Raw genomic sequence first — 25,115 nt, 5'->3', positions numbered from 1 at the left:
CGAGGTTAATACAGTGGCACGCAAGACTCCTATCAAGCGTTACAGAAACATTGGTATTTGTGCGCACGTTGATGCGGGCAAGACCACGACCACCGAGCGGGTTCTGTTCTACACAGGTATCTCCCACAAGATCGGTGAGGTTCATGATGGTGCAGCTACCATGGACTGGATGGAGCAGGAGCAGGAGCGTGGTATCACCATTACCTCTGCTGCGACTACCTGTTTCTGGCAGGGCATGGACAAGCAGTATCCGGAGCACCGGATCAACATCATCGACACCCCGGGGCACGTTGACTTTACCATCGAGGTAGAGCGTTCACTGCGTGTACTGGACGGTGCCGTTGTTGTCTTCTGTGGTTCCTCCGGTGTTGAGCCGCAGTCCGAGACGGTATGGCGTCAGGCCAACAAGTACGAAGTCCCCCGCATGGTGTTCGTCAACAAGATGGACCGCGCCGGCGCGAACTTCCTGCGTGTTGTTGACCAGATCAAAAACCGTCTGGGCGCCAACTGCGTTCCCATTCAGCTGCCGATTGGCGCTGAGGACGACTTCGAAGGCGTTGTCGACCTGATCCGTAACAAGGCGATCTACTGGAACGAGGCAGACGCTGGCGCAACTTACGATCAGCGCGATGTTCCGGCGGAGATGGCCGACGAAGTGGCCAGCTACCGTGAGCAGATGGTCGAGGCCGCTGCCGAAGCCAACGAAGAGCTGATGGAGAAGTACCTCGAGGAAGGTGATTTGTCCATCGAGGACATCAAGAAGGGTCTGCGTATGCGCACCCTGGCCAACGAAATCGTTCTGGCTACCTGTGGCTCCGCGTTCAAGAACAAGGGCGTGCAGGCGGTGCTGGACTCTGTCATCGAGTTCCTGCCGGCTCCGGACGAAGTCAAGGCCATCCGTGGTGAAGTGGACGAAGACGGCACCGAGGAAACTCGTCAGGCCGACGACGACGCGCCGTTCGCCGCACTGGCGTTCAAGATCGCGACTGACCCGTTCGTGGGTACCCTGACGTTCTTCCGGGTTTACTCCGGTAAGCTCGAGTCAGGCAATGCGGTCTTCAACTCCGTGAAGGGCAAAAAAGAGCGCGTGGGCCGTATGGTTCAGATGCACTCCAAGGATCGTCAGGAGATCAAGGAAGTGCTGGCCGGCGACATCGCCGCTGCCATCGGTCTGAAGAGTGTGACCACCGGTGACACCCTGTGTGACGAGAACCACAAGATCATTCTCGAGCGCATGGAGTTCCCGGAGCCGGTTATCTCTGTAGCCGTAGAGCCGAAGTCCAAGGCCGACCAGGAAAAGATGGGCGTTGCACTGGGCAAGCTGGCCCAGGAAGATCCTTCGTTCCGTGTTCGCACCGACGAAGAGTCTGGTCAAACCATCATTTCCGGTATGGGTGAGTTGCACCTGGACATCATCGTCGACCGGATGAAGCGTGAGTTCAAGGTAGAGGCAAACATTGGTAAGCCTCAGGTTGCCTACCGCGAGCGCATCCGTAAGTCGGTTGATGTTGAAGGTAAGTTTGTTCGTCAGTCTGGTGGTCGTGGTCAGTACGGTCACGTCAAGCTGAAGCTTGAGCCGCTGCCGCTGGACGAGGAAGATGGCGAAAACTTCATCTTCGTTAACGAGATCGTTGGTGGTGTTGTTCCCAAGGAATACATCCCGGCGGTACAGCAGGGCATTGAAGAGCAGATGCAGAACGGCTGTCTGGCCGGCTATCCGCTGCTGCGCATCAAGGCCACGCTGTACGACGGCTCCTACCACGATGTCGACTCCAACGAGATGGCGTTCAAGGTCGCTGGCTCCATGGCAATGAAGAAGGGTGCGCTGGAAGCGGATCCTGCGCTGCTTGAGCCGATCATGAAGGTCGAAGTTGTGAGCCCCGAAGAGTATATGGGCGATGTTGTTGGTGACCTGAACCGTCGCCGCGGTCTGATCCAGGGTATGGATGAGTCCCCGGCTGGTAAGGTTATCCGTGCCGAAGTTCCGTTGTCGGAGATGTTCGGTTACGCCACCGACCTGCGTTCTGCAACACAGGGCCGGGCGTCATACTCGATGGAGTTTGCGGGCTACTCCGAAGCTCCCTCGAACATTGCCGATGCGATCATTAAACAGGGTTGATCCCCAGGACTTAAGAAACAGGAAGAGGTGTAACCGTGTCTAAAGAAAAATTTGACCGTAGTAAACCGCACTTGAACGTTGGCACCATTGGTCACGTTGACCATGGTAAGACCACTCTGACCGCTGCTCTGACTCGTGTATGTCACGAAGTTTGGGGTACAGGTTCTGCGAGCGCGTTCGACCAGATCGATAACGCACCGGAAGAGAAGGCGCGTGGTATCACCATCGCGACTTCCCACGTTGAGTACGACTCACCGACCCGTCACTACGCACACGTAGACTGCCCGGGCCACGCTGACTATGTGAAGAACATGATCACTGGTGCGGCGCAGATGGACGGCGCGATCCTGGTTTGCTCCGCTGCTGACGGCCCCATGCCGCAGACTCGTGAGCACATCCTGCTGTCCCGTCAGGTTGGCGTTCCTTACATCGTTGTGTTCCTGAACAAGGCCGACATGGTCGACGATGAAGAGCTGCTCGAGCTGGTTGAGATGGAAGTTCGTGATCTGCTGAGCCAGTACGACTTCCCGGGTGACGACACTCCGATCATCACCGGTTCCGCGCTGATGGCGCTGGAAGGCAAGGATGACAACGAGATGGGTACTACCGCTGTTAAGAAGCTGGTAGAAGCCCTGGACGACTACATCCCTGAGCCGGAGCGTGCGATCGATCAGCCGTTCCTGATGCCGATCGAGGACGTATTCTCCATCTCTGGTCGTGGTACCGTTGTTACCGGCCGTGTTGAGCGTGGCATCATCAAGACTGGTGATGAAGTTGAGATCGTGGGTATCCGCGAGACTCAGAAGACCACCTGTACTGGTGTTGAGATGTTCCGCAAGCTGCTCGACGAAGGTCGTGCGGGTGAGAACATCGGTGCGCTGCTGCGTGGCACCAAGCGTGACGACGTAGAGCGTGGCCAGGTTCTGTGTGTGCCGGGTTCCATCAAGCCGCACACCAAGTTCGAGTGCGAAGTGTACGTACTGAGCAAGGAAGAAGGCGGTCGTCATACTCCGTTCTTCAAGGGCTACCGCCCGCAGTTCTACTTCCGTACCACCGACGTAACCGGTTCTTGCGAACTGCCGGAAGGCGTAGAAATGGTTATGCCGGGTGACAACGTGAAGATGAGCGTTACCCTGATCGCTCCGATCGCCATGGAAGATGGCCTGCGCTTCGCGATTCGCGAAGGTGGCCGTACCGTTGGTGCCGGCGTGGTTGCCAAGATCATCGAGTAATTCGCTCGATTGATCAGGAAAAAGGGGCTGACTTATCAGCCCCTTTTTCTGTTTCAGTCGCACAGTAGGCTTTCCCGTCCCGGTCAAATGGCGTAGCTGTTGACAGGGTTGGGTATTATGCATACAATGCGGCTCCTTTTTTTGAAGGTCGGCTAATAAGTAGCTGCTACGAGTGGAGTTTGGTGCATCATGCAAAGCCAAAAAATTCGAATCCGGTTGAAGGCGTTTGATTATCGCCTGATCGACCAGTCCACGCAGGAGATCGTCGATACCGCGAAGCGGACCGGCGCTCAGGTGCGTGGGCCAATCCCTCTGCCGACGCGGAAGGAAAAGTACACCATCCTGATCTCTCCGCACGTCAACAAGGACGCGCGCGATCAGTATGAAATTCGTACGCATAAGCGTTTGCTCGACATTGTTGAGCCGACGGAAAAGACAGTAGATGCTCTGATGAAGTTGGACCTGGCTGCAGGTGTAGACGTTCAGATCAGCCTCGGCTAATACCGCCCGGTATTAGTCTGTGTAACTGTCATAAGGCCATAGAGGGTGAGAGCCCCGTACACTTAAGAGGTGAAACATGGCAATTGGTGTTGTCGGTCGTAAGGCCGGTATGACCCGTATTTTTACGGAAGATGGGCAGGCGCTGCCCGTAACGGTAATCGAGGTTGAGCCCAACCGGATTACCCAGCTGAAAACTCTCGAAAGCGATGGCTATCGTGCTGTTCAGGTCACGGTAGGCGCTCGTCGCTCCTCTCGTGTTACCAAGAGCGAGGCTGGTCACTTTGCCAAGGCGGGTGTCGAAGCCGGTCGTGGTATGTGGGAATTCCGTCTGGCTGACGGCGAAGGTGAAGACCTGGCCGCTGGCGGCGAGATCACCGCTTCTATCTTCGAAGATGGCCAGATGGTTGATGCCATTGGTCGCTCCAAGGGTAAAGGCTTCCAGGGCGGTGTAAAGCGCTGGAACTTCTCCATGCAGGACGCTACCCACGGTAACTCCCTCTCTCACCGTGCCCCTGGTTCCATTGGTCAGAACCAGACCCCGGGCAAGGTATTCAAGGGCAAGAAGATGGCGGGCCAGATGGGTAATGCGCAGGTGACTGTGCAGAACCTGAAAGTTGTCCGTGTCGACGCCGAGCGCAACCTGCTGCTGGTTAGTGGTGCCGTACCTGGCGCAACTGGCGGCGATGTTGTCATCAAGCCTGCAGTTAAAGCCTGAGGAGCGGTGCGATGGAATTGACTATTACAGGTAGCGGCAAGGGAATCTCTGTTTCCGACGCCGCGTTTGCCAAAGATTTTAACGAGTCGCTGGTTCACCAGGTTGTCACTGCGTACATGGCAGCGGGCCGCCAGGGTACCAAGGCTCAAAAGACGCGTTCCGAAGTCAGCGGTGGTGGTAAGAAGCCGTGGCGCCAGAAGGGCACCGGTCGTGCCCGTGCTGGTACCATTCGCAGCCCGATCTGGCGCGCCGGTGGTGTGACCTTTGCAGCCAAGCCTCGTGGCTTCGAGCAGAAGGTAAACCGCAAGATGTACCGCGCAGCAATGCGCTCCATTTTTTCCGAGCTGGTTCGCCAAGAGCGTCTGCTGGTTGTTGACGACATGAACGTTGATAGCCCGAAAACCAAGGCCTTCAACGCCAAGCTGAAGGACATCGGTGTGAGCAACGCGCTGATCCTGTCCGAAAGCGTCGAGCAGAATCTGCACCTGGCGTCACGCAACATCCCGCACGTTGATGTGCGCGATATTGCCGGTCTGGACCCGGTTAGCCTGGTTGCCTACGAGAATGTCGTGGTGACTGTTCCCGCTCTGAAGAAGATCGAGGAGATGCTGGGATGAATCAGGAACGTATCTACAAGGTCCTGCTTGGACCGCACGTATCCGAAAAAGCGTCTCTGGTGGCCGAGCATGGCCAGGTTGTCTTCCGGGTCGCCCCGGACGCTACCAAGCCGGAGATCAAGAAAGCCGTTGAGCAGCTGTTCAACGTCACCGTAGAAGGTGTTCAGGTTCTGAACCGTAAGGGTAAGCTTAAGCGCACTATCCGCGGGTTCGGCAAGCGTAATGACATTCGTAAGGCTTACGTCAAGCTGGCAGAAGGTCAGGACATCGATTTTCTGGATGTGGAATAAGGTAAAGGGGTCGTAATATGCCGATCGTCAAAACCAAACCAACATCTGCCGGACGCCGTCACGTTGTAAAGCTTTACAACCCGGATCTGCACAAAGGGCGCCCTTACGAGCCGTTGGTAGAGAGAAAAAGTAAGTCGGGTGGTCGTAACAATGCGGGCCGCATTACCACTCGTCACACTGGTGGTGGCCACAAGCAGCACTACCGTGTCATTGATTTTAAGCGGACCAAAGATGGTATCCCGGCGGTCATCGAGCGCCTGGAATACGATCCGAACCGCTCTGCGCACATCGCACTGCTGAAGTACGCCGATGGCGAGCGTCGTTACATCGTCGCGCCCAAAGGCATGCAGATCGGTGATCCAGTGCGCTCCGGTATCGACGCGCCGATTAAAGTGGGCAGCACGCTGCCGCTCCGGAACATTCCGGTCGGTTCCGTGATCCACTGCGTCGAACTCAAGCCTGGCAAAGGTGCTCAGCTGGCTCGCTCTGCGGGCGCATCCGTACAGCTGGTAGCGCGTGAAGGTGCATATGCCACCATCCGCCTGCGCTCAGGTGAAATGCGAAAGGTGCTTGTTGACTGTCGTGCAACGCTGGGCGAAGTGTCCAACAGCGAGCACAGCCTCAAGCAGCTTGGTAAAGCGGGTGCATCACGTTGGCGCGGCAAACGGCCAACAGTACGTGGTGTTGCTATGAACCCAGTTGACCACCCGCATGGTGGTGGTGAAGGGCGTACCTCTGGCGGACGTCACCCGGTTACTCCGTGGGGTGTTCCGACCAAAGGGCATAAGACTCGTAAGAACAAGCGTACTGACAAGATGATAGTACGTCGTCGTTCGGCCAAGTAAACGACTACATAGAGGTAATTGCTGTGCCACGTTCTTTGAAGAAAGGTCCTTTTATAGACCTGCATCTGTTGAAGAAGGTCGAGGCAGCTCTGGAAGCTAACGACAAGCGGCCGATCAAAACCTGGTCCCGCCGGTCGACAGTCTTCCCAGAGATGGTAGGCCTGACCATTGCAGTCCACAACGGCAAGCAGCACGTGCCGGTTTATGTCACCGAAGATATGGTTGGACATAAGCTGGGTGAGTTCGCGGCAACGCGTACTTATCGTGGTCATGCGGCCGACAAGAAAGCTAAACGCTGATTGTGAGGTAATAGAAATGGAAGTAGCAGCCAAGTACAAGGGCGCTCGCCTCTCAGCTCAGAAAGCGCGTCTTGTCGCTGACCAAGTACGCGGCAAGGCTGTTGAGGACGCCCTGAACATTCTGACTTTCAGCCCGAAGAAGGCGGCGGTTGTACTCAAGAAAGCCCTTGAGTCTGCCATCGCCAACGCTGAGCACAACGAAGGTCTGGACGTTGACGAACTGCGGGTTTCCACCGTGATGGTGGATGAGGGTCCGACGCTCAAGCGAATCAAAGCTCGAGCCAAGGGGCGCGCTGACCGGATTTTCAAGCGCACCTGCCATATCACCGTCAAGGTCGCCGACAAGTAGGAGATGCTCAGATGGGTCATAAAGTAAATCCAACCGGCATTCGCCTGGGTGTGATCAAAGAGCACAACTCAGTCTGGTATGCCGACAAGAAGGAATACTCCCAGAACCTGTTGAACGACATTCAGGTTCGTGAGTTCCTGGACAAGCGTCTGGTGAAGGCGTCTGTCAGCAAGATTGTGATCGAGCGCCCTGCTCAGAACGCCCGTATCACGATCCATACTGCCCGCCCCGGTATTGTTATCGGTAAGAAGGGTGAAGATGTTGATCGTCTGCGTCGCGAAGTCAGCGACATGATGGGTGTGCCTGTGCACATCAACATCGAAGAAGTCCGCAAGCCGGACCTGGATGCCCGCCTGGTAGCGCAAAACGTTGCCGGCCAGCTGGAGCGTCGTGTGATGTTCCGTCGCGCTATGAAGCGCGCGGTCCAGAACGCCATGCGCCAGGGCGCCAAGGGTATCAAGATCCAGGTAGGCGGTCGTCTCGGGGGTGCTGAAATTGCCCGTTCCGAGTGGTATCGCGAAGGTCGTGTTCCTCTGCACACTCTGCGTGCAGACATTGATTACGCAACCTACGAAGCGCATACCACCTACGGCGTAATCGGCGTCAAGGTATGGATCTTCAAAGGTGAGATTCTTGGTGGTATGGAGCAGGTCCGTGCTGACAAGAAAGCCTCTGGGAAGAAAGGTTCTAAGTAAAGGGGCACTCTTATGCTGCAACCAAAACGCACCAAATTCCGCAAGGTAATGAAAGGCCGTAACACCGGTCTTGCTCACCGCGCCAACAAGGTGAGCTTCGGTGAATACGGATTGAAGGCGACCAGCCGTGGACGTATAACTGCGCGCCAGATTGAGGCTGCGCGTCGTACCATGACTCGCCGCATCAAGCGGGGCGGTAAGATCTGGATCCGGGTGTTCCCGGACAAGCCGATCACCGGAAAGCCGCTGGAAGTTCGAATGGGTAAAGGTAAAGGTTCTGTCGAGTACTGGGTGGCTGAAATTCAGCCAGGCCGCATGCTCTACGAGATGGAAGGTGTATCCGAGGAAATCGCTCGTGACGCCTTTACGCTCGCAGCGGCCAAACTGCCTGTACAGACCACCTTTGTAACGAGGACGGTGATGTGATGAAAGCAACAGAGCTGCGTGAAAAGTCAGTCGAGGAGCTGAACAAAGAGCTGATCGACCTCCTGAAGGAGCAGTTCAACCTGCGCATGCGCAAGGCGACAGGTCAGCTGAATCAGTCTCACCTTCTCGGCAAGGTGAAGCGCGACATTGCTCGCGTGAAAACAGTATTGAACCAAAAGGCAGGACAGTGACATGACTGAAGCTACCCAAACTGCCAGAACTCTGAGCGGCAAGGTCGTGAGCAACAAGATGGAGAAATCCATCGTCGTTCTGGTCGAGCGTCAGGTGAAGCATCCTCTGTACGGTAAGTACATGAAGCGCTCAACCAAGATCCACGCTCACGATGAGAGCAATCAGTGCAACGTCGGTGACACTGTAACCATTCAGGAAACCCGTCCGGTCTCCAAGACCAAGAGCTGGGCCCTGGTGGAAGTGACCGAACGTGCATCCAAGGTGTAACGCCGGAGATCAACCATGATTCAGACTCAAACAATGCTTGAAGTCGCGGACAACAGCGGTGCGCGTCAGGTGATGTGCATCAAGGTCCTGGGCGGTTCACATCGGCGTTACGCCAGCGTAGGGGACATCATCAAGGTGACCGTCAAGGAAGCCATCCCCCGCGGTAAAGTGAAGAAAGGCCAGGTCCTGAAAGCTGTTGTGGTTCGCACCCGCAAGGGTGTTCGCCGTTCCGACGGTTCGCTGATCCGTTTCGACGGTAACGCGGCAGTACTTCTGAACAATCAGGACGCTCCTATTGGTACCCGTATCTTCGGACCGGTTACCCGTGAACTGCGTAATGAGAAGTTCATGAAAATTATCTCACTGGCACCCGAAGTACTTTAAAGGACCAGAGGCCGGTTATGAAAAAGATCAAACGAGATGACGAAGTAATCGTCACCACGGGGAAAGACAAAGGCAAACGTGGTAAAGTCCTGAAGGTTCAGGACGATGGCCGTGTGGTTGTTTCTGGGATCAACATGATCAAGAAGCACACCAAGCCTAACCCGATGCTGGGTACCCCAGGTGGCATCGTCGAAAAAGAAGCACCCATCCAGGCTTCCAACGTGGCTATTTTTAATCCGCAGACCGGCAAAGCCGATCGCGTAGGCTTCCAGGTTAAGGAAGACGGCGCCAAAGTGCGGATCTTCAAGTCCACGAACGAAGCTGTCGATAACCAGTAAGGGGTGGTGGTTACGATGCTTAATATGAAAGAGCAGTACAGTAAGGAAGTGGTACCCGCCCTGCAGAAAGAGTTCGGTTACAAGAACGTGATGCAGGTGCCGCGTATCGAAAAGATCACCCTGAACATGGGTGTCGGCGAAGCAGTCGGTGACAAGAAGCTGATCGAAAACGCAGTGGCGGATCTCGAGCGCCTCGCGGGTCAGAAAGTTGTTGTCACCAAGGCGCGTAAGTCCGTCGCGGGTTTCAAAATCCGTGAAGGCTGGCCGATCGGCTGCAAGGTTACCCTGCGTGGCGAGCGTATGTGGGACTTCTTTGATCGACTGGTGCACATTGCGGTTCCCCGCATTCGTGACTTCCGCGGTCTGAATCCCAAGTCGTTCGACGGCCGTGGTAACTACAGCATGGGCGTGCGTGAGCAGATCATCTTCCCAGAGATCGAGTACGACAAGGTCGACAAGATCCGTGGTCTGGACATCACCATTACCACCACCGCCGGTAGTGACGACGAAGGCCGCGAACTGCTGAAAGCGTTCGGCTTTCCGTTCAAGAAATAAAGGAACGAGTGTAATGGCTAAGGTTTCTATGAAGAACCGCGAGCTCAAGCGCGAAAAAACCGTGGCGAAATACGCGGCGAAGCGTGCCGAGCTCAAGGCGATTATCAAAAACCCGAATACCAGCGATGATGACCGTTGGGATGCGCAGATGAAGCTCCAGCAGCTTCCTCGTAACGCCAGCCCGTCGCGTCTTCGTAATCGTTGCCAGGTTACTGGTCGTCCCCATGGCGTCCTGCGCAAGTTCGAACTGTCACGGATCAAGCTCCGTGAGTACGGCATGCGCGGTGATGTTCCGGGCCTGACCAAGGCAAGCTGGTAAGATAGGCACCCTGACTTCGGTCGGGTGCCTGTTGGTAAGCGGTGCGGCAAGCCGCTGCACAACTAAAAAGATCAGGAGCCTCATACCAATGAGTATGCAAGACACGCTTGCGGATATGTTTACCCGTATCCGTAACGCACAGATGGCATCAAAAGCAGACGTTACGATGCCGTCTTCAAAGATGAAGATCTCCGTGGCCCAGGTCCTGAAGGACGAGGGTTACGTTGAAGACTTTTCCGTTTCAGCCGACGCGAAGCCCGAGCTGACGATTTCTCTGAAGTACTTCGGCGGTAAGCCGGTTATCGAAGAGATCAAGCGGGTCAGCCGTCCGAGTCTGCGCCAGTACAAAGGCGCTGGGGAACTGCCGAAGGTATCCGGTGGTTTGGGAGTCGCGATTGTCTCAACGTCCAAGGGCGTTATGACAGACCGCGCCGCACGTGCTGCCGGCGTGGGTGGCGAAGTCATCTGCACCGTATTCTAGGAGATACACATGTCCAGGGTTGCCAATAATCCTGTCGTGCTGCCTTCCGGTGTTGAGGTTAAGCTGAACGGACAGGAAATTAGTGTGAAGGGTTCCAAGGGAGCGCTTCAAATCACCATTCACCAAGCGGTTGAAGTGTCTCAGGAAGAAAACGTCCTGCGCTTCGCGGCCCGCGATGGTGCGAAACAGTCCCGCGCTCTTGCTGGTACTACTCGTGCACTGGTCAACAACATGGTGACCGGTGTATCCGCAGGCTTTGAGCGTAAGCTCCAGCTGACGGGCGTAGGTTACCGTGCCCAGGCGCAAGGTAAGAAGCTCAACCTGACTCTGGGTTTTTCACACCCGGTCGAGTATGAGCTGCCCGAGGGGATTACCGCTGAGACTCCGTCCAACACGGAAGTCGTCATCCGCGGTATCGACAAGCAACAGGTTGGCCAAGTCGCTGCTGACGTCCGCGCGTTCCGTCCGCCCGAGCCGTACAAGGGTAAGGGTGTTCGTTATGCGGATGAGCAGGTCAGACGCAAAGAAGCCAAGAAGAAATAAGGCGGGACTATGAGCGCGAATAACGAAAGATTGCGTCGCGCACGCAAAGTGCGCATGAAGATCCGTGAACTGGGTACCAATCGTCTGTGCGTCCATCGCACACCGCGTCACATGTACGCCCAGGTCACGACAGCAGATGGCAGCAAGGTTCTGGCATCTGCCTCCACGTTGGACAAGGAACTGCGCCAGGGTGCAACCGGTAACGTGGACGCTGCCAAGAAGGTCGGTCAGATGATCGCTGAGCGCGCCAAGGCAGCAGGCGTTGAGAAGGTCGCATTTGACCGCTCTGGTTACCGTTATCACGGTCGTATCCAGGCTTTGGCCGATGCAGCCCGTGAAGCTGGCTTGCAATTCTAAGAGGTGGAGAAGATGAGCGTTAACGAACAGAAGGCGCCTGAGCTCCAGGAGAAGCTGGTTCAGGTCAATCGTGTCGCCAAGGTTGTTAAAGGTGGACGTATTTTCGCCTTCACCGCACTGACTGTAGTGGGTGATGGTAAAGGTCGCGTAGGTTTTGGTCGTGGTAAGGCCCGTGAGGTGCCGGTCGCGATCCAGAAGGCTATGGAAGCCGCGCGCAAGAACATGGTTGACGTCCCGCTGGACGGCACCACTCTCCAGTACCCGGTAAAGGCTCAGCATGGCGGCTCCAAGGTCTACATGCAGCCGGCGTCCGAAGGTACCGGTATCATCGCCGGTGGCGCGATGCGTGCCGTCCTGGAGGTGGCAGGTGTTCAGAATGTACTGTCCAAGTGTTACGGGTCTACTAACCCGGTAAACGTGGTACGTTCCACCATCAAGGGTCTGCAGGCGACCAAGGCGCCTGAAGATATTGCAGCCAAGCGCGGTAAGACCGTGGAAGAGATTCTGGGTTGAAGTCATGGCGAACGCTAAAACGATCAAAGTAACTCTGACCCGCAGCCCCATCGGCTGTCAGCCCAAGCACAAGCTGTGCGTCAAGGGCCTGGGTCTTCGTAAAATCGGTCACACCGTGGAAGTGGAAGACACACCTTCCATCCGCGGCATGATCAACCGGGTGGATTACCTGGTTCGGGTTGAGGAGAACTAAGATGCGTCTGAACGAACTTAGTCCGGAACCCGGTTCACGTCAGGCCCCGAAGCGGGTTGGTCGTGGTATCGGTAGCGGTCTCGGTAAAACCGGTGGTCGTGGTCACAAAGGTCTGAAGTCCCGCTCCGGCGGTTCCGTCGCTCCGGGCTTCGAGGGCGGTCAGCAGCCGCTGGCTCGTCGTCTGCCGAAGTTCGGCTTCACCTCACGTCAGCAGCGTTACGTTGCTGAAATTCGCCTGAACGAACTGGCGAAGGTTGAGGGCGACGTGGTTGATCTGGAAGCCCTGAAGAAGGCCGACATCATTCGCGGCGAAATCCGCGAAGCCAAGGTCATCCTGTCGGGTGAGCTGGATCGTGCGGTCACCGTCAAGGGCCTGCGGGTAACCAAAGGCGCACGCGAGGCAATTGCCGCCGCGGGTGGAAAAGTCGAAGACTAAGGCGAGTCGAGGACTAAATGGCCAAGACAGCATCATTGCCTGCGGGCGCGGGTAAGGGACTGGCAGAGCTGCGTTCGCGGCTCTGGTTTGTTTTCCTGGCACTGTTGGTGTACCGAATCGGTGCCCATATTCCAGTGCCGGGCATCAACCCCGACCGTCTGGCGGCACTGTTTGAGCAGAATCAGGGCACGATCCTGAGCATGTTCAACATGTTTTCCGGTGGTGCGCTTGAGCGCATGAGTATCTTCGCTCTCGGTATCATGCCGTACATTTCGGCTTCCATTATCATGCAGCTCATGACTGCGGTTAGCCCGCAGCTTGAGCAGCTGAAGAAGGAAGGTGAGGCTGGTCGTCGCAAGATCAGCCAGTACACCCGGTATGGTACGGTTATCCTCGCCCTGGTTCAGGGCGCTGGTATTTCGGTAGGCCTGGCATCACAGGGCGTCACGTTCAACGACAGCTTTAGCTTCCACTTCGTGGCGGTTGTTTCTTTCGTGAGCGGTGCGGTCTTCATGATGTGGCTGGGTGAGCAGATCACCGAGCGTGGCGTAGGCAACGGCATTTCGCTGTTGATCTTCGCCGGCATCGTCGCCGGTTTGCCAGGAGCCATCGGGCAGACGCTGGAGCAGGCCAGAAACGGCGAAATGAGCCTTCTGGTGGTTCTGGGTATCGGTGTCCTGGCGGTCGCTGTCATCGGGTTTGTGGTCTTCATGGAGCGCGGACAGCGCCGGTTGACCATCAACTACGCCAAGCGGCAGCAGGGGCGTCGTGTGTTCGCACAGCAATCCAGCCATCTGCCGCTGAAGGTAAACATGGCCGGTGTTATTCCGCCCATCTTTGCTTCTTCCATCCTGTTGTTCCCGGCGTCAATCGGGCAGTGGTTTGGTCAGGGCGAGGGTATGGAGTGGCTAAGCGATGTTTCCCAGGCCCTGGCGCCAAGCCAGCCGTTGTACATCATTCTGTTCGCTGCAGCAGTCGTGTTCTTCTGCTTCTTCTACACAGCGTTGATGTATAACCCGAAGGAAGTTGCGGATAACCTCAAGCGCTCTGGAGCGTTTATTCCGGGCATTCGTCCGGGCGATCAGACCGCCAAGTACATCGATGGTGTTCTGACCCGCTTGACCCTGTTCGGTGCAATGTACATTGCAGCAGTGTCCCTGTTCCCTCAGTTCCTGATGGTGGCCGGGAATGTTCCGTTCTATCTGGGCGGCACCTCACTGCTGATTGTGGTAGTCGTGGTGATGGATTTCATGGCGCAGGTACAGTCGCACCTGATGTCCCATCAGTATGAATCGCTGATGAAGAAGTCCAATCTCAAGGGCTATGGTCGGAACGGCTAAGCCGTTCCCCTTGAAAACTGGAGTCGACAATGAAAGTACGCGCTTCGGTAAAGAAAATTTGCCGTAACTGCAAAGTAATTCGTCGCAATGGCTCAGTACGAGTCATTTGCTCGGAGCCTCGCCACAAGCAGCGTCAGGGCTGATCCTTCGGGACCAAGCCTGATTGCGCAAAGGGGTTCGGAATAGTGGCGCTTGACTCCGCCTGGGGTCAGGCGCTATTATTTCGCGCCCTTTTTGTGGCGGAAAATTCACACAGCAAAGCTTTGAACGCGGAGTAATTTGGATGGCACGTATAGCCGGTGTCAATATACCCGATAACAAACATGCTGTTATCTCGCTGACTTACATCTTTGGTGTTGGCAAGACAACAGCCCAGAAGCTTTGCGATGCAACCGGTGTTAAGCCGGACGTCAAGGTCAAAGACCTGAGCGACGAGCAGCTTGAAGCACTTCGTACCGAAGTGGGCAAGGTGTCTGTCGAAGGCGATCTGCGTCGTGAAGTACAGATGAACATCAAGCGTTTGAAGGATCTCGGATGCCACCGTGGTCTGCGTCATCGTCATGGCCTTCCGGTCCGTGGCCAGCGCACCAAGACCAACGCCCGCACCCGTAAAGGTCCTCGCAAACCTATTCGTAAGTAACAGGTAGGCAAACATGGCAAAGCCAGGTACACGTACCCGTAAAAAGGTGAAAAAGACGGTTGTTGATGGCGTCGCGCACATTCACGCGTCCTTCAACAACACTATCGTGACCATTTCCGACCGTCAGGGCAACGTCCTGTCCTGGGCCACTTCCGGTGGTTCCGGTTTCCGTGGGTCACGTAAGAGTACACCTTTTGCTGCGCAGGTAGCAGCTGAAAGAGCCGGTAATGCGGCTGCTGAATACGGCCTTAAAAACCTGGACGTAGAGGTTAAGGGTCCTGGGCCCGGACGTGAATCTGCAGTTCGTGCGCTGAACGCGTGCGGCTACAAGATCACCAACATCACAGATGTGACGCCGATTCCCCATAACGGCTGTCGTCCGCCCAAAAAGCGCCGCGTCTAACACAGGAGACAGTGAATTATGGCTCGTTATATAGGCCCGAAGTGCAAGCTGTCTCGTCGTGAAGGGACAGATCTTTTTCTGAAGAGCGGTGTTCGCGCGCTCGATTCCAAGTGCAACATCGAGACTCCGCCGGGTATGCACGGCGCGCGTCGCGGTCGTCTGTCCGAGTACGGCGTACAGCTTCGTGAAAAACAGAAAGTCCGTCGTATTTACGGCGTACTGGAGAAGCAGTTCCGCAACTACTACAAAGAGGCTGCCCGTATCAAAGGCGCAACCGGTGAAAACCTGCTGCAGCTTTTGGAAGGCCGTCTGGACAACGTTGTATATCGCATGGGCTTTGGTTCTACCCGTGCAGAATCACGTCAGCTCGTTTCTCACAAAGCCATTCTGGTTAACGACAAGGTAGTGAACATCGCGTCCTACCAGGTCAAGCCGGGTGACGTTGTGAGCGTGCGCGAGAAGGCCAAGAACCAGCTGCGCGTTAAAGGCGCTCTGGAACTGTCTGCTAGCCGTGCACCGGTGAGCTGGGTAGAGGTCGACGCCAACAAGATGTCCGGCGTTTACAAGTCAGTGCCGGAGCGCACTGAACTGCCTGCCGACATCAACGAGAACCTCATCGTCGAGCTTTACTCCAAGTAAAGCCCAGTTAGCAACGATAGCAGATAGGGGCGTCTATGCAGCGTTCAGTACATGAGTTATTGACACCTCGTACCATTGACGTGAAGGAATCCAGCGCCACGCGTGCCAAGGTGACTCTGGAGCCTCTCGAGAGAGGCTTTGGGCACACACTGGGTAGCGCGCTTCGCCGGATTCTCTTGTCATCGATGCCGGGCTGCGCCGTGACTGAAGCGCAGATCGACGGTGTCCTGCACGAGTACAGCGCCATTGAAGGTGTCCAGGAAGACGTAATTGAGATTCTGTTGAACCTCAAGGGCGTCGCCGTGAAAATGAACGGCCGGGACGATGCCGAGCTTACGCTCAGCAAGAAAGGCCCGGGCGTTGTCACAGCTGGCGACATCAAGCTCGATCACGATGTCGAGATCGCAAATCCGGATCATGTGATCTGTCACCTGAGCGAGAACGGTGACGTGAACATGCGCCTTCGCGTTAACCGCGGTCGGGGCTATGAGCCTGCGGACCAGCGTGGTCTCGACGAAGACGAAACGCGCGCTATTGGACGTCTGCAGCTGGATGCTACGTTCAGCCCGGTCCGTCGAGTGGCCTATGCCGTGGAAAGTGCACGGGTAGAGCAGCGGACCGATCTGGATAAGCTGGTCATTGATCTGGAAACGAATGGCACGATCGATCCGGAAGAAGCAATTCGCCGGGCCGCGACCATTCTCCAGCAGCAACTGGCGGTGTTTGTCGATTTCGATCACGAGAAAGAGCCGGAGCGTGTAGAGGAAGAGGAAGAAATTGATCCGATCCTGCTGCGTCCGGTGGATGATCTGGAATTGACAGTGCGTTCAGCTAACTGCTTGAAGGCTGAAAACATTTACTACATCGGCGATCTGATTCAGCGCACTGAAGTTGAGCTGCTGAAGACGCCAAACCTGGGTAAAAAGTCGCTGACCGAGATCAAGGACGTGCTTGCGTCCCGTGGTCTGTCTCTGGGCATGCGTCTTGATAACTGGCCACCGGCTAGCCTGCGTGGCGACGACCGGGTTTTGGGCGGTTAATCGCCGATTAGTTTAAGGTAAGGAATCAGAGCAATGCGTCATCGTAAGAGTGGTCGTAAGTTCAGCAGGACCAGTGCGCATCGCAAGGCCATGTTTCGTAACATGACTGCGTCACTGGTTGAGCACGAGCTGATCAAAACAACGCTGCCGAAAGCGAAAGAGCTTCGTCGGGTAGCTGAGCCTTTGATCACGCTGTCCAAGAAAGATTCGGTCGCGAATCGTCGTCTGGCGTTTTCTCGCCTGCGCGACGACGCAGCGGTAGCCAAGCTGTTTGATGAGCTGGGCCCCCGTTACAGCGAGCGTCCGGGTGGTTACCTTCGTATCCTGAAGTGCGGTTTCCGTGCTGGCGACAATGCCCCGATGGCATTCGTTGAGCTGGTAGGCCGTCCGCTGGATATCGAAGCGGAAGAGGTGGACGAAGACGAGGCGTAAGTTCCTCGGCTTCGGCCAACCAAAAAAACCGGGTTCCGTGAGGTTCCCGGTTTTTTTGTGTTTGAACGAAAAAAGCAAGTATTGGTGCTGGGCCCGGAGCTGCCATTTAATTTTCTTTGGAAAAGAACTCGCTGCGCTCAGGCACCTTTTCCGGCAGAAAATTAAACAGCACCCCCGTGCCTTCGATCCACGAGGGGATTTCCTTTTATTTCTCCAGCATCGGTTTTAGGTAGCGACCGGTATGGGAAGCGGGGTTTTTGGCAACGTCCTCGGGCGTGCCTTCCGCAATGATCTGGCCGCCACCGGAACCGCCCTCGGGACCCAGGTCGACGATCCAGTCGGCGGTCTTGATGACGTCCAGGTTGTGCTCGATCACCACGATGGTGTTGCCGTGGTCGCGCAGGCGCTCAAGCACGTTCAGCAACTGCTGGATGTCGTAGAAATGCAGGCCGGTGGTGGGCTCGTCCAGGATGTACAGGGTCTGGCCGGTGTCGCGTTTGGACAGTTCTTTCGCCAGTTTTACTCGCTGGGCTTCGCCACCGGACAGAGTGACGGCGCTTTGGCCCAGGCGGATGTAGGACAGGCCCACGTCCATCAGGGTCTGCAGTTTGCGGGCGATGAAGGGAACGGCTTCGAAGAACTCCCGACCTTCCTCGACGGTCATTTCCAGGACTTCGTTGATGTTTTTGCCCTTGTACCGGACTTCCAGGGTTTCCCGGTTATAGCGCTTGCCTTTGCAGACGTCGCAGGGCACGTAGACGTCCGGCAGGAAGTGCATTTCCACCTTGATCACGCCATCGCCCTGACAGGCCTCACAGCGCCCGCCTTTCACGTTGAACGAGAAGCGGCCAGGCTTGTAGCCCCGGGAGCGAGCTTCTTGGGTGCCCGCGAACAGCTCCCGGATGGGGGTGAACAGGCCAGTATAGGTGGCCGGGTTGGAGCGGGGTGTGCGGCCGATCGGGCTCTGGTCGATGTCGATGACCTTGTCCAGGTGGTCCAGGCCCTGCAGAGACTCATACGGGGAGTGATTCAGACTGGTTGCCTTGTTCAGTTTGGCAGCAGCGACGGGATACAGGGTGCTGTTGATCAGGGTCGACTTGCCGGAACCGGACACCCCGGTGACGCAGGTCATGATGCCCAGGGGTAAGGTCAGGGACACGTTTTGCAGATTGTTGCCAGTGGCACCCTTGAGGGTGAGGGTCTGGCCGCTGCCCTGGTGGCGGGATTTGGGCACTGCAATTTCCCGGGTACCGTTCAGGTATTGCCCGGTCAGTGACTCCGCGTTGTCGATGATCTGCTGGGGCGTGCCCTGGGCGATGACGTTGCCGCCATGAATGCCGGCGCCAGGGCCGATGTCAATGACATGGTCGGCGGCGCGAATGGCGTCTTCGTCGTGCTCCACTACGATCACGGTGTTGCCCAGGTCCCTCAGGTGGGTGAGGGTGGCCAGGAGCCGATCGTTGTCTCGTTGGTGCAGGCCAATGGAGGGTTCGTCCAGGATGTACATGACGCCGACCAGGCCCGCGCCGATCTGGCTGGCCAGGCGGATACGCTGGGCCTCGCCGCCGGACAGGGTGTCTGCGCTGCGCTCGAGGGTCAGGTATTCCAGGCCGACATTGACCAGGAACTGCAGTCGTTGGCGGACCTCCTTGAGGATCTTTTCGGCGATCTCGCCCTTGCGGCCGGGCAAGGCAAGTTGCTCGAAGTAGTCGTGGGCTTCGCCAACGGGCAGGTGCGTCACCTCCGGCAGGTTGCGATCTTCAATGAACACGTGCCGGGCGCTGCGTCTCAGGCGGGAGCCATGGCAATCGTGACACGGCTGGGTGCTGAGGTTGCGGGCGAGCTCTTCGCGCATGCTCTGGGAGTCGGTTTCCCGATACCGGCGTTCCAGGTTAGGCAGTATGCCTTCGAACGGATGCGCCTTCTCCATGATGTGACCGCGGGAGTTCACGTACCGGAAAGTGATCTCCTCTTTGCCGGAGCCCCGCAGCAAAACGGTCTGGAAATCTTCGGGCAGCGCTTCCCAGGGGGTCTCCAGGTCCACGCCGTAGTGTTCGGCCACGCTGCTGAGTAGCTGGAAGTAGTAGACCGCACGGCGGTCCCAGCCCTTGATGGCGCCGGCAGCCAGGGTGGCCTCCGGGTGCTGGATGATTTTTTCCGGATCGAAGAACTGTTTCACGCCCAGACCGTCGCAGGTGGGGCAGGCGCCTGCCGGGTTGTTGAACGAGAAGATTCGCGGCTCGAGTTCGCTCAGGGAATAGCCGCATTGGGTGCAGGCATAGCGGGCAGAAAAGGTATGTTCCTCGCCATCACCGCTCATCGGAGCCAGCAGCGCGATGCCATCGGCCAGTTCCAGGGTGGTTTCGAAGCTTTCGGCCAGTCGCTGTTCGAGACCCGGTTTGACCTTGAAGCGGTCCACCACCACATCAATCTGGTGCTTGCGTTTTTTGTCCAGAGCCGGGATGTCATCAATGTCGTACACGGTGCCGTCGACCCGAAGGCGAATGAAGCCCTGGCTCTTCATGGTTTCGATCACCTGCTGATGCTCGCCCTTGCGGTCCCGGATCACCGGGGCCAGGATCATCAGCTTGCTCTCCTCGGGCATGGCCAGTACCTGATCGACCATCTGACTGATGGTCTGGGCCTCCAGTGGCTGGTCATGATCCGGGCAGCGAGGCTCACCGGCCCGGGCGAACAGCAGTCGCAGGTAGTCGTAGATCTCGGTGATGGTGCCAACGGTGGAGCGCGGGTTGTGAGAGGTGGACTTCTGTTCGATGGAAATGGCCGGCGACAAGCCCTCGATGTGATCGACGTCGGGCTTTTCCATCATGGACAAGAATTGCCGTGCATAAGTGGACAGGGATTCCACGTACCGGCGCTGTCCTTCCGCGTACAGGGTATCGAACGCCAGCGACGATTTGCCGGATCCCGACAGGCCTGTGACCACGATCAGCTTGTCCCGAGGCATATCCAGGTCGAAGTTCTTCAGGTTGTGGGTGCGCGCCCCTTTGATCTGGATATGGTCCATAACACCTCGCTCAAAATAAAAACGGAAATTATAACGCGTTCCCGGGGCTGCGGCGAAAGCGCCGGGCAACGCCAGGGTCTGAGCCTGTGCCCCGCAGGGATCGCATCTGTTACAATGCGCGGCCTGCGAAGGCGACAGGCCTTCCCGAACGACCGCTTTCTTGCCCCTGCTGAGGTAGTGCTTCCATGAACGCCCTGGAAAAACGATCGGTGACAGCTCTGGCGTCGGTGTACGCCATGCGCATGCTCGGGCTGTTCATGGTCATGCCGGTGTTCATGCTGCTGGGTACCGAGCTTGAAGGCGCGACCCCGGCCTTGTTGGGCTTCGCGATCGGCGCTTACGGGCTCAGCCAGGCGGTCCTGCAGATTCCTTTCGGTCTGCTGTCCGATCGGGTGGGGCGCAAGCGCATGATCTATTTCGGGCTTGTCCTGTTCGCGGCCGGAAGTCTGCTGGCCGGTGCCACCGACTCGATATACGTTGTGATCGCCGGTCGGATTCTTCAAGGGGCTGGCGCCATTGCCAGTGTCCTGATGGCCTTGCTCAGTGACCTGACCCGGGAAGAGCAGCGCACCAAGGCCATGGCCACCGTCGGCATTTCCATTGGATTGTCCTTTTCGGTCTCCCTGGTGCTGGGCCCGCTGATTGGCTCGGCGCTCGGCCTGTCGGGCATCTTCTACGTGACCGCCGCGCTGGCGCTGGTGGCCTTGGTCGTGGTTCGTCAGGTTGTGCCGACGCCCCACCAACACAAGCTCAGTGCCGATACCCACCCGGCCCGGGAAATGCTGGGCAAGGTGCTCACCGACGGTCGCCTGTTGCGGCTCGATTTTGGCATCTTTGCCCTGCACCTGGTGCTGACGGCGTTGTTCCTGATTTTCCCGACCATCCTGCAGGATCAGCTTGGGTTGGCGAGTCGTTCGCACTGGTGGTTCTACCTCAGTGTGATGCTGACCTCGTTCTTCGCCATGGTGCCGTTCATCATCATTGGTGAGAAAAAGCGCAAGATGAAACCGGTCCTGTGTGGCGCCATCGGGTTGCTTACGCTTGCCAGTGTCGGGATGGCCAGCATCGCAGTTGGTCTGGCGGCGGCCTGGGGCTTGCTGTTCCTGTTCTTCATGGCGTTCAACCTGCTGGAAGCGAGTCTGCCTTCGCTCATCAGCAAGGAATCACCGGCGGCCAGCAAGGGCACGGCCATGGGGGTCTATTCCACGTCCCAGTTTCTGGGCGCGTTCCTCGGGGGTGCCTTGGGCGGGGTGCTGCTGGAGCAGGCGGGCACTGACGGCGTCCTGTGGTTGATGGCGGCCGTTTTGGTCGCCTGGTTGCTCATTGCGCTCACCATGCCAGCGCCGGGATACACCTCCAGTTTCGTGTTACAGTTGCAGCAGGCTGTAGGTAAGGAATACGACGAGATCGACACCCGTTTGCGCCGGCTGCCCGGCGTGCAGGACGTCGTCATCGTCGAAGAGGCTGCGACGGCCTATCTGAAGGTTGATCGTCAGCAGTTTGATGAAGGGTTACTTGCGGACTTTTCCTTTGTCCGGCACGGTAGCAGTTCTTGAAATTTGGAGGCCCGCAGGGAGCGCGGGCCATCCCTGAAAATTGAGTCAGGAGCGGAACATGGCACGAGGCGTTAACAAAGTCATACTGATCGGGAACCTGGGACAGGATCCCGATACCCGTTATACCCCCAACGGCAACGCCGTGGTGAATCTGAACCTTGCCACGGACGAAAGCTACAAGGATCGTCAGACCGGTCAGATGGTTCCCAAGACCGAATGGCACCGGATTGTGCTGTTTGGCAAGGTGGCGGAAGTGGCGGGCCAATACCTGCGCAAGGGGTCCAAGGTCTACATCGAAGGCAAGCTCCAGACCCGCAAGTGGCAGGGCCAGGACGGTCAGGACCGCTACACCACCGAGGTGGTCGTGGATATCAACGGCCAGATGCAGATGCTCGACAGCCGCGGTGACGGCGGTGGCATGAACCAGGGTGCCCCGGCTGGGCGTCCGCAGCAGTCAAACTACAACGCGCCCGCCGCTCCCCAGGGCAATCCGCAGCAGCAGTCGGGTGGCTACAACCAGCCATCCCAGGGCAGCATGCCGGAGCCGGTGGATGATTTTGATGACGACATCCCCTTCTAAGCGACAGAACGGGTTGGTGCGGTTTTGACTGAAGGCCTCCGGTATCCGGGGGCCTTTTTGTAACTGGCGTGCAAAATGATGTGAAATTGGGCATAACCCATAGAGTTACGAAGGGCTTCTCATCTATTATGTAAGCGAGTGTAAAAGCTGCTGGATTTTTGCACAGAATAATAAAAAATGCAGGCTGACGAGCTATCTTGGTTCCATCAGAAACGACTCCATGACAAGAAAAACCTTCATCAGGAAACTCTCCGGGTTGTTCCGAAAATCCGGACGAGTCCAGCGAGTGTGCCTTGAAGTGCGGCCCGATGGCATTGCCTGGGCCGAGACGGCGGCACAACCTTCCACCGGTTTTGCCGAGTGTTCGCCGGCGAAACGCACCAGAGCTCTTCAGGAACTGGCGACCCGGCGCGGCTGGGCCGGCGCTGCAACGACACTGGTGTTGCCTCTCGATCAGTACCAGGTTTTCCAGATGGAGCGTCCCGATGGCATCGACGACGCCGAACTGGGCGACGCTCTCAAGTGGAAACTCAAGGACCTCTTGGATTTCAGCCCCTCCGACGCCGTGTCTGACGTGTTCCCTTTCCCGGAGGACGCCTCCCGGGGGCGCGGTGATCTGGTGAATGTCGTGGCAGCCCGCAAATCCCTGGTGCGGGAGTTGGTCAATCTGGTTCAGGGCTGCGGTCTGGAGCTTGAACAGATCGACATTGCCGAGTTGGCCCTGAGCAATCTGGTCAGTGTGCTCGACCGGAACAATCGCGGCGCCGCCCTGGTGCACCTGCGAGAACATTACGGCCAGATGGTGGTCTGTCGCGACGATACCCTCTACCTGTCCCGTCGGCTGGACGTTACCGCCGAGGATCTCCGGGACGCGGCGCGCCAGGAGACCGCGGTGCAGTCGCTGGCGCTGGAAATGCAGCGTTCCCTGGATTATTACGAGAGCCAGCTCGGACAGGTGCCGCCCGCGGTGATCAATCTGGTGGCCAGGGACACCTCGCTGCCGCTGGCGTCCATGGTGTCGTCCTACGTCGCCGCCGGGGTCGACATGCTGGATTGGTCGGAAGTGGGGCTGGATAAACCCCTGGATAGCCGGTGCCTGCCAGCCTGGAGCGCCAGCTTGACGAGTGGACAGAGGGAGGCGGCATGATTCAGCAGGTCAACCTCTACACTCAGGAACTCCGACCCCGGAAAGAACAACTGCAGGCGGGGACCCTGGCCGGATTGGTGGTGCTGGCGCTGCTGGCTGTGGCGGTGGCGGCGGGAATGGTTCGCCACGAGGCCGCTGAACTGGATGAACGTGTCGATGCAATGGTCGCTGAAAACCTGCGCTTGGAACAGCGGATCACCGACCTGTCCGCTCAGGTCCAGGCGCGACAGCCGTCTCCCGACATCCGCGAGGCCCTGGATCGGGTCACCGCTACCCTGGTTCGTCGCGAGCGCGTGCTGGAGCGGGTGGAAAACCTGGTGCTGACCGGCGGTGGACGCTTCTCCCCGCAGATGGCGGCGCTGGCCCGGCAAATTCCCGAGGATGTCTGGCTCACGGGGATTCGCCTGGATGCCCAGGCGACCCGCGTGGTCATCGAAGGGCGGGCCCGGTCCGGCGCTCTGGTGCCGACCTACCTGGAAAAGCTGGGCGACGAGCCCGTGTTCGCCGGTGAAACCTTTGGTGCCTTCCGGCTCACGCGGCCGGAACAGGGCGCCTGGATTGAATTCCGGGTGGCCACTGAGCGGATGGGGGAGACGAACTGATGGCCGCGTCTTGGCGTAAGTCTTTGCAGCAAGGGGCCGACTGGTTCAACCAGCGGCCGATCCGTGAGCGTGTCCTGATCGCCGCCACGGCCTTGGTACTGGTGCTGTTTGTCGGCTGGGAGCTGGCCGTGGCGCCGGCATTGAGCCGGCAGGGTGCCCTGGAGTCACGAGTGGGCATGCTCGGCGCCAGCCGGGACAGCCTGGTGACCCAGGAGCAAGCCCTGACTCGTCAACTGGCGCGGGATCCGTCCGAGGAACTGCGGCGCCAGTTGGAGTCGCGGCAGCAGCGTCTGGCCCAGTTGGACCGCCAGATTGCCAGTGCCACCGGGCAGCTGATCGCGCCCCGAGCCATGGTTTCGCTGCTCAAGGACATGCTTTCGGCGCAGCAGTCCCTGGCGCTTCAGACCCTGGAACTTAAAACGCCTACCCCCGTGTTCGCTCCGGAATCCGATGCCCCGGCGGGTGCCAATCCGTCGAACCCCGGCTCTGCCCTTGACCCGCTTCTTTATGCCCATGATGTAGAGCTGACCATTGAAGGCGGCTATCTGGATGTGCTCGCCTACCTGAAGCGACTGGAAGCCCTGGACGAGCGCCTCGGCTGGATGGTACTGGAGTACGACGCCGAGAACTGGCCGGCCGGCGAGGCGGTGATCCGCGTTCGTACGCTGAGCCTTGAGCCCGCGTGGCTGGGAGTGTGACATGACCCATTTCAACCTGAGAACCCTGGGCCGAATGCTGGTCGCCATTGGCTGCCTGCTGGCGGTCTCGCCGGTGTCGGCGCTACAGGACCCGACCCGGCCACCCGGTTTTGAACGCGCGCCGGTCAAATCGGCGCCGAAAACCAACCTCGCCCTTCAGTCCATCCTGGTGGGCACTGAGCGCCGGGTGGCTGTCATCAACGGTGAACCCCGGGTCGAGGGGCAGTCGTTTGAGGGCGTTCGCGTGCGCCGAATCCACGACGACCGGGTCGAAGTGATGGATCAGGGACGGGCGCGCACCCTGTACCTGGATCGGCTGCCGCAGATTCGCAGAACCCAATAAT

Annotated in this window: 37 protein-coding genes; 36 read left to right on the top strand and 1 reads right to left on the bottom strand. The window is 57.8% G+C overall.

What is annotated here, in order from left to right; genetic code table 11:
• The first annotated feature begins 13 nt into the window (after nt 1-13).
• From fusA to rplQ, 30 genes are all read left to right on the top strand, one after another.
• Complete coding sequence (fusA, locus tag U5822_RS18245) at nt 14-2,119, top strand: elongation factor G (protein ID WP_322857097.1); 2,106 nt, start codon at nt 14-16, stop codon at nt 2,117-2,119.
• 35 nt (nt 2,120-2,154) lie between these two features.
• The gene (gene tuf / locus U5822_RS18240) at nt 2,155-3,351 is read left to right on the top strand and encodes an elongation factor Tu (RefSeq protein ID WP_322857096.1); all 1,197 of its coding nucleotides are present in this window, start codon (nt 2,155-2,157) and stop codon (nt 3,349-3,351) included.
• Nucleotides 3,352-3,540: 189 nt separating this feature from the next.
• Complete coding sequence (gene rpsJ / locus U5822_RS18235) at nt 3,541-3,852, top strand: 30S ribosomal protein S10 (RefSeq protein ID WP_077529290.1); 312 nt, start codon at nt 3,541-3,543, stop codon at nt 3,850-3,852.
• A gap of 76 nt (nt 3,853-3,928) precedes the next feature.
• On the top strand, nt 3,929-4,567 hold the full coding sequence (gene rplC / locus U5822_RS18230; RefSeq protein ID WP_322857095.1) for a 50S ribosomal protein L3: 639 nt from the start codon (nt 3,929-3,931) through the stop codon (nt 4,565-4,567).
• An 11-nt stretch (nt 4,568-4,578) separates the two neighbouring features.
• A complete protein-coding gene (rplD, locus tag U5822_RS18225; protein WP_322857094.1) occupies nt 4,579-5,184 on the top strand; it encodes a 50S ribosomal protein L4 in 606 nt (201 codons plus the stop codon).
• Nucleotides 5,181-5,474, top strand: a complete 294-nt coding sequence (gene rplW, locus U5822_RS18220; RefSeq protein ID WP_041341428.1) for a 50S ribosomal protein L23 — start codon at nt 5,181-5,183, stop codon at nt 5,472-5,474. The genes rplD and rplW overlap by 4 nt, the downstream gene beginning before the upstream one ends.
• Nucleotides 5,475-5,491: 17 nt before the next feature.
• Nucleotides 5,492-6,319: a 50S ribosomal protein L2 gene (gene rplB, locus U5822_RS18215; RefSeq protein ID WP_322857093.1), complete on the top strand. Its 828-nt coding sequence runs from the start codon at nt 5,492-5,494 to the stop codon at nt 6,317-6,319.
• A 23-nt stretch (nt 6,320-6,342) separates the two neighbouring features.
• Nucleotides 6,343-6,618, top strand: a complete 276-nt coding sequence (gene rpsS / locus U5822_RS18210; protein WP_007154011.1) for a 30S ribosomal protein S19 — start codon at nt 6,343-6,345, stop codon at nt 6,616-6,618.
• Between the two features lie 16 nt (nt 6,619-6,634).
• Nucleotides 6,635-6,967: a 50S ribosomal protein L22 gene (gene rplV, locus U5822_RS18205; RefSeq protein WP_322857092.1), complete on the top strand. Its 333-nt coding sequence runs from the start codon at nt 6,635-6,637 to the stop codon at nt 6,965-6,967.
• Nucleotides 6,968-6,978: 11 nt separating this feature from the next.
• A complete protein-coding gene (gene rpsC, locus U5822_RS18200) occupies nt 6,979-7,662 on the top strand; it encodes a 30S ribosomal protein S3 (RefSeq protein WP_041341433.1) in 684 nt (227 codons plus the stop codon).
• A gap of 12 nt (nt 7,663-7,674) precedes the next feature.
• Nucleotides 7,675-8,088: a 50S ribosomal protein L16 gene (rplP, locus tag U5822_RS18195; protein ID WP_008174875.1), complete on the top strand. Its 414-nt coding sequence runs from the start codon at nt 7,675-7,677 to the stop codon at nt 8,086-8,088.
• Nucleotides 8,088-8,279 carry a 50S ribosomal protein L29 gene (rpmC, locus tag U5822_RS18190; RefSeq protein WP_322857111.1) on the top strand — a complete coding sequence of 64 codons (192 nt, stop codon included), beginning with the start codon at nt 8,088-8,090 and terminating at the stop codon, nt 8,277-8,279. The genes rplP and rpmC overlap by 1 nt, the downstream gene beginning before the upstream one ends.
• Nucleotide 8,280: 1 nt before the next feature.
• Nucleotides 8,281-8,547, top strand: coding sequence for a 30S ribosomal protein S17 (rpsQ, locus tag U5822_RS18185; RefSeq protein WP_012139774.1), 267 nt, complete (start codon nt 8,281-8,283; stop codon nt 8,545-8,547).
• Between the two features lie 15 nt (nt 8,548-8,562).
• Nucleotides 8,563-8,931, top strand: a complete 369-nt coding sequence (rplN, locus tag U5822_RS18180) for a 50S ribosomal protein L14 (protein ID WP_206645236.1) — start codon at nt 8,563-8,565, stop codon at nt 8,929-8,931.
• 17 nt (nt 8,932-8,948) lie between these two features.
• Nucleotides 8,949-9,269 (top strand): 50S ribosomal protein L24, encoded by a 321-nt coding sequence (gene rplX / locus U5822_RS18175; protein WP_036134927.1) that lies wholly within the window; start codon nt 8,949-8,951, stop codon nt 9,267-9,269.
• Between the two features lie 15 nt (nt 9,270-9,284).
• Nucleotides 9,285-9,824, top strand: coding sequence for a 50S ribosomal protein L5 (gene rplE, locus U5822_RS18170; RefSeq protein WP_322857091.1), 540 nt, complete (start codon nt 9,285-9,287; stop codon nt 9,822-9,824).
• 13 nt (nt 9,825-9,837) lie between these two features.
• A complete protein-coding gene (rpsN, locus tag U5822_RS18165; RefSeq protein WP_322857090.1) occupies nt 9,838-10,143 on the top strand; it encodes a 30S ribosomal protein S14 in 306 nt (101 codons plus the stop codon).
• A gap of 88 nt (nt 10,144-10,231) precedes the next feature.
• The gene (gene rpsH / locus U5822_RS18160) at nt 10,232-10,624 is read left to right on the top strand and encodes a 30S ribosomal protein S8 (RefSeq protein WP_322857089.1); all 393 of its coding nucleotides are present in this window, start codon (nt 10,232-10,234) and stop codon (nt 10,622-10,624) included.
• Between the two features lie 9 nt (nt 10,625-10,633).
• Nucleotides 10,634-11,167, top strand: a complete 534-nt coding sequence (gene rplF / locus U5822_RS18155) for a 50S ribosomal protein L6 (protein ID WP_322857088.1) — start codon at nt 10,634-10,636, stop codon at nt 11,165-11,167.
• 9 nt (nt 11,168-11,176) lie between these two features.
• Complete coding sequence (gene rplR, locus U5822_RS18150) at nt 11,177-11,524, top strand: 50S ribosomal protein L18 (protein WP_322857087.1); 348 nt, start codon at nt 11,177-11,179, stop codon at nt 11,522-11,524.
• Nucleotides 11,525-11,536: 12 nt separating this feature from the next.
• Nucleotides 11,537-12,037 carry a 30S ribosomal protein S5 gene (gene rpsE / locus U5822_RS18145; RefSeq protein ID WP_322857086.1) on the top strand — a complete coding sequence of 167 codons (501 nt, stop codon included), beginning with the start codon at nt 11,537-11,539 and terminating at the stop codon, nt 12,035-12,037.
• A 4-nt stretch (nt 12,038-12,041) separates the two neighbouring features.
• The gene (rpmD, locus tag U5822_RS18140) at nt 12,042-12,230 is read left to right on the top strand and encodes a 50S ribosomal protein L30 (RefSeq protein ID WP_012139786.1); all 189 of its coding nucleotides are present in this window, start codon (nt 12,042-12,044) and stop codon (nt 12,228-12,230) included.
• Between the two features lies 1 nt (nt 12,231).
• Nucleotides 12,232-12,666, top strand: coding sequence for a 50S ribosomal protein L15 (gene rplO, locus U5822_RS18135; protein WP_322857085.1), 435 nt, complete (start codon nt 12,232-12,234; stop codon nt 12,664-12,666).
• 17 nt (nt 12,667-12,683) lie between these two features.
• Complete coding sequence (gene secY, locus U5822_RS18130; protein ID WP_041341470.1) at nt 12,684-14,006, top strand: preprotein translocase subunit SecY; 1,323 nt, start codon at nt 12,684-12,686, stop codon at nt 14,004-14,006.
• Between the two features lie 29 nt (nt 14,007-14,035).
• On the top strand, nt 14,036-14,149 hold the full coding sequence (gene rpmJ / locus U5822_RS18125; protein ID WP_008174902.1) for a 50S ribosomal protein L36: 114 nt from the start codon (nt 14,036-14,038) through the stop codon (nt 14,147-14,149).
• Between the two features lie 140 nt (nt 14,150-14,289).
• Nucleotides 14,290-14,646 (top strand): 30S ribosomal protein S13, encoded by a 357-nt coding sequence (gene rpsM / locus U5822_RS18120; protein ID WP_322857084.1) that lies wholly within the window; start codon nt 14,290-14,292, stop codon nt 14,644-14,646.
• Between the two features lie 13 nt (nt 14,647-14,659).
• The gene (gene rpsK, locus U5822_RS18115; protein WP_007153992.1) at nt 14,660-15,049 is read left to right on the top strand and encodes a 30S ribosomal protein S11; all 390 of its coding nucleotides are present in this window, start codon (nt 14,660-14,662) and stop codon (nt 15,047-15,049) included.
• A gap of 18 nt (nt 15,050-15,067) precedes the next feature.
• Nucleotides 15,068-15,688, top strand: a complete 621-nt coding sequence (rpsD, locus tag U5822_RS18110) for a 30S ribosomal protein S4 (protein WP_322857083.1) — start codon at nt 15,068-15,070, stop codon at nt 15,686-15,688.
• Between the two features lie 35 nt (nt 15,689-15,723).
• Nucleotides 15,724-16,728, top strand: a complete 1,005-nt coding sequence (locus U5822_RS18105; RefSeq protein WP_322857082.1) for a DNA-directed RNA polymerase subunit alpha — start codon at nt 15,724-15,726, stop codon at nt 16,726-16,728.
• Nucleotides 16,729-16,761: 33 nt separating this feature from the next.
• On the top strand, nt 16,762-17,160 hold the full coding sequence (gene rplQ, locus U5822_RS18100; RefSeq protein WP_322857081.1) for a 50S ribosomal protein L17: 399 nt from the start codon (nt 16,762-16,764) through the stop codon (nt 17,158-17,160).
• A gap of 205 nt (nt 17,161-17,365) precedes the next feature.
• On the opposite strand, the gene uvrA is transcribed toward rplQ, so the two are convergent.
• Complete coding sequence (uvrA, locus tag U5822_RS18095) at nt 17,366-20,188, bottom strand: excinuclease ABC subunit UvrA (RefSeq protein WP_322857080.1); 2,823 nt, start codon at nt 20,186-20,188, stop codon at nt 17,366-17,368.
• 185 nt (nt 20,189-20,373) lie between these two features.
• Between uvrA and U5822_RS18090 the strand changes: the two genes are divergently transcribed.
• From U5822_RS18090 to U5822_RS18065, 6 genes are all read left to right on the top strand, one after another.
• Nucleotides 20,374-21,744 carry an MFS transporter gene (locus tag U5822_RS18090; RefSeq protein ID WP_322857079.1) on the top strand — a complete coding sequence of 457 codons (1,371 nt, stop codon included), beginning with the start codon at nt 20,374-20,376 and terminating at the stop codon, nt 21,742-21,744.
• A gap of 58 nt (nt 21,745-21,802) precedes the next feature.
• Entirely contained in the window at nt 21,803-22,324 is a 522-nt protein-coding gene (gene ssb / locus U5822_RS18085; RefSeq protein WP_322857078.1) for a single-stranded DNA-binding protein, read from the top strand.
• Between the two features lie 220 nt (nt 22,325-22,544).
• Entirely contained in the window at nt 22,545-23,471 is a 927-nt protein-coding gene (locus U5822_RS18080) for a biogenesis protein MshI (RefSeq protein ID WP_322857077.1), read from the top strand.
• The gene (locus tag U5822_RS18075) at nt 23,468-24,073 is read left to right on the top strand and encodes a PilN domain-containing protein (protein WP_322857076.1); all 606 of its coding nucleotides are present in this window, start codon (nt 23,468-23,470) and stop codon (nt 24,071-24,073) included. Before U5822_RS18080 ends, U5822_RS18075 begins: the two co-directional genes overlap by 4 nt.
• A complete protein-coding gene (locus U5822_RS18070; protein WP_322857075.1) occupies nt 24,073-24,771 on the top strand; it encodes an MSHA biogenesis protein MshJ in 699 nt (232 codons plus the stop codon). Before U5822_RS18075 ends, U5822_RS18070 begins: the two co-directional genes overlap by 1 nt.
• A 1-nt stretch (nt 24,772) precedes the next feature.
• Nucleotides 24,773-25,114, top strand: coding sequence for a hypothetical protein (locus U5822_RS18065; RefSeq protein WP_322857074.1), 342 nt, complete (start codon nt 24,773-24,775; stop codon nt 25,112-25,114).
• Nucleotide 25,115 lies beyond the last annotated feature (1 nt).

This window comes from Marinobacter qingdaonensis, assembly GCF_034555935.1.
Lineage (GTDB): Bacteria > Pseudomonadota > Gammaproteobacteria > Pseudomonadales > Oleiphilaceae > Marinobacter > Marinobacter qingdaonensis.
This window is presented reverse-complemented; position numbering and strand designations above follow the sequence as displayed.

Coding starts and splice junctions, on each gene's coding strand:
- rpsJ (WP_077529290.1), top strand. CDS start 3,541: ATGCAAAGCCAAAAAATTCGAATCCGGTTGAAGGCGTTTGATTATCGC.
- rplC (WP_322857095.1), top strand. CDS start 3,929: ATGGCAATTGGTGTTGTCGGTCGTAAGGCCGGTATGACCCGTATTTTT.
- rplD (WP_322857094.1), top strand. CDS start 4,579: ATGGAATTGACTATTACAGGTAGCGGCAAGGGAATCTCTGTTTCCGAC.
- rplW (WP_041341428.1), top strand. CDS start 5,181: ATGAATCAGGAACGTATCTACAAGGTCCTGCTTGGACCGCACGTATCC.
- rplB (WP_322857093.1), top strand. CDS start 5,492: ATGCCGATCGTCAAAACCAAACCAACATCTGCCGGACGCCGTCACGTT.
- rplV (WP_322857092.1), top strand. CDS start 6,635: ATGGAAGTAGCAGCCAAGTACAAGGGCGCTCGCCTCTCAGCTCAGAAA.
- rpsC (WP_041341433.1), top strand. CDS start 6,979: ATGGGTCATAAAGTAAATCCAACCGGCATTCGCCTGGGTGTGATCAAA.
- rplP (WP_008174875.1), top strand. CDS start 7,675: ATGCTGCAACCAAAACGCACCAAATTCCGCAAGGTAATGAAAGGCCGT.
- rpmC (WP_322857111.1), top strand. CDS start 8,088: ATGAAAGCAACAGAGCTGCGTGAAAAGTCAGTCGAGGAGCTGAACAAA.
- rpsQ (WP_012139774.1), top strand. CDS start 8,281: ATGACTGAAGCTACCCAAACTGCCAGAACTCTGAGCGGCAAGGTCGTG.
- rplN (WP_206645236.1), top strand. CDS start 8,563: ATGATTCAGACTCAAACAATGCTTGAAGTCGCGGACAACAGCGGTGCG.
- rplX (WP_036134927.1), top strand. CDS start 8,949: ATGAAAAAGATCAAACGAGATGACGAAGTAATCGTCACCACGGGGAAA.
- rplE (WP_322857091.1), top strand. CDS start 9,285: ATGCTTAATATGAAAGAGCAGTACAGTAAGGAAGTGGTACCCGCCCTG.
- rpsN (WP_322857090.1), top strand. CDS start 9,838: ATGGCTAAGGTTTCTATGAAGAACCGCGAGCTCAAGCGCGAAAAAACC.
- rpsH (WP_322857089.1), top strand. CDS start 10,232: ATGAGTATGCAAGACACGCTTGCGGATATGTTTACCCGTATCCGTAAC.
- rplF (WP_322857088.1), top strand. CDS start 10,634: ATGTCCAGGGTTGCCAATAATCCTGTCGTGCTGCCTTCCGGTGTTGAG.
- rplR (WP_322857087.1), top strand. CDS start 11,177: ATGAGCGCGAATAACGAAAGATTGCGTCGCGCACGCAAAGTGCGCATG.
- rpsE (WP_322857086.1), top strand. CDS start 11,537: ATGAGCGTTAACGAACAGAAGGCGCCTGAGCTCCAGGAGAAGCTGGTT.
- rpmD (WP_012139786.1), top strand. CDS start 12,042: ATGGCGAACGCTAAAACGATCAAAGTAACTCTGACCCGCAGCCCCATC.
- rplO (WP_322857085.1), top strand. CDS start 12,232: ATGCGTCTGAACGAACTTAGTCCGGAACCCGGTTCACGTCAGGCCCCG.
- secY (WP_041341470.1), top strand. CDS start 12,684: ATGGCCAAGACAGCATCATTGCCTGCGGGCGCGGGTAAGGGACTGGCA.
- rpmJ (WP_008174902.1), top strand. CDS start 14,036: ATGAAAGTACGCGCTTCGGTAAAGAAAATTTGCCGTAACTGCAAAGTA.
- rpsM (WP_322857084.1), top strand. CDS start 14,290: ATGGCACGTATAGCCGGTGTCAATATACCCGATAACAAACATGCTGTT.
- rpsK (WP_007153992.1), top strand. CDS start 14,660: ATGGCAAAGCCAGGTACACGTACCCGTAAAAAGGTGAAAAAGACGGTT.
- rpsD (WP_322857083.1), top strand. CDS start 15,068: ATGGCTCGTTATATAGGCCCGAAGTGCAAGCTGTCTCGTCGTGAAGGG.
- U5822_RS18105 (WP_322857082.1), top strand. CDS start 15,724: ATGCAGCGTTCAGTACATGAGTTATTGACACCTCGTACCATTGACGTG.
- rplQ (WP_322857081.1), top strand. CDS start 16,762: ATGCGTCATCGTAAGAGTGGTCGTAAGTTCAGCAGGACCAGTGCGCAT.
- uvrA (WP_322857080.1), bottom strand. CDS start 20,188: ATGGACCATATCCAGATCAAAGGGGCGCGCACCCACAACCTGAAGAAC.
- U5822_RS18090 (WP_322857079.1), top strand. CDS start 20,374: ATGAACGCCCTGGAAAAACGATCGGTGACAGCTCTGGCGTCGGTGTAC.
- ssb (WP_322857078.1), top strand. CDS start 21,803: ATGGCACGAGGCGTTAACAAAGTCATACTGATCGGGAACCTGGGACAG.
- U5822_RS18080 (WP_322857077.1), top strand. CDS start 22,545: ATGACAAGAAAAACCTTCATCAGGAAACTCTCCGGGTTGTTCCGAAAA.
- U5822_RS18075 (WP_322857076.1), top strand. CDS start 23,468: ATGATTCAGCAGGTCAACCTCTACACTCAGGAACTCCGACCCCGGAAA.
- U5822_RS18070 (WP_322857075.1), top strand. CDS start 24,073: ATGGCCGCGTCTTGGCGTAAGTCTTTGCAGCAAGGGGCCGACTGGTTC.
- U5822_RS18065 (WP_322857074.1), top strand. CDS start 24,773: ATGACCCATTTCAACCTGAGAACCCTGGGCCGAATGCTGGTCGCCATT.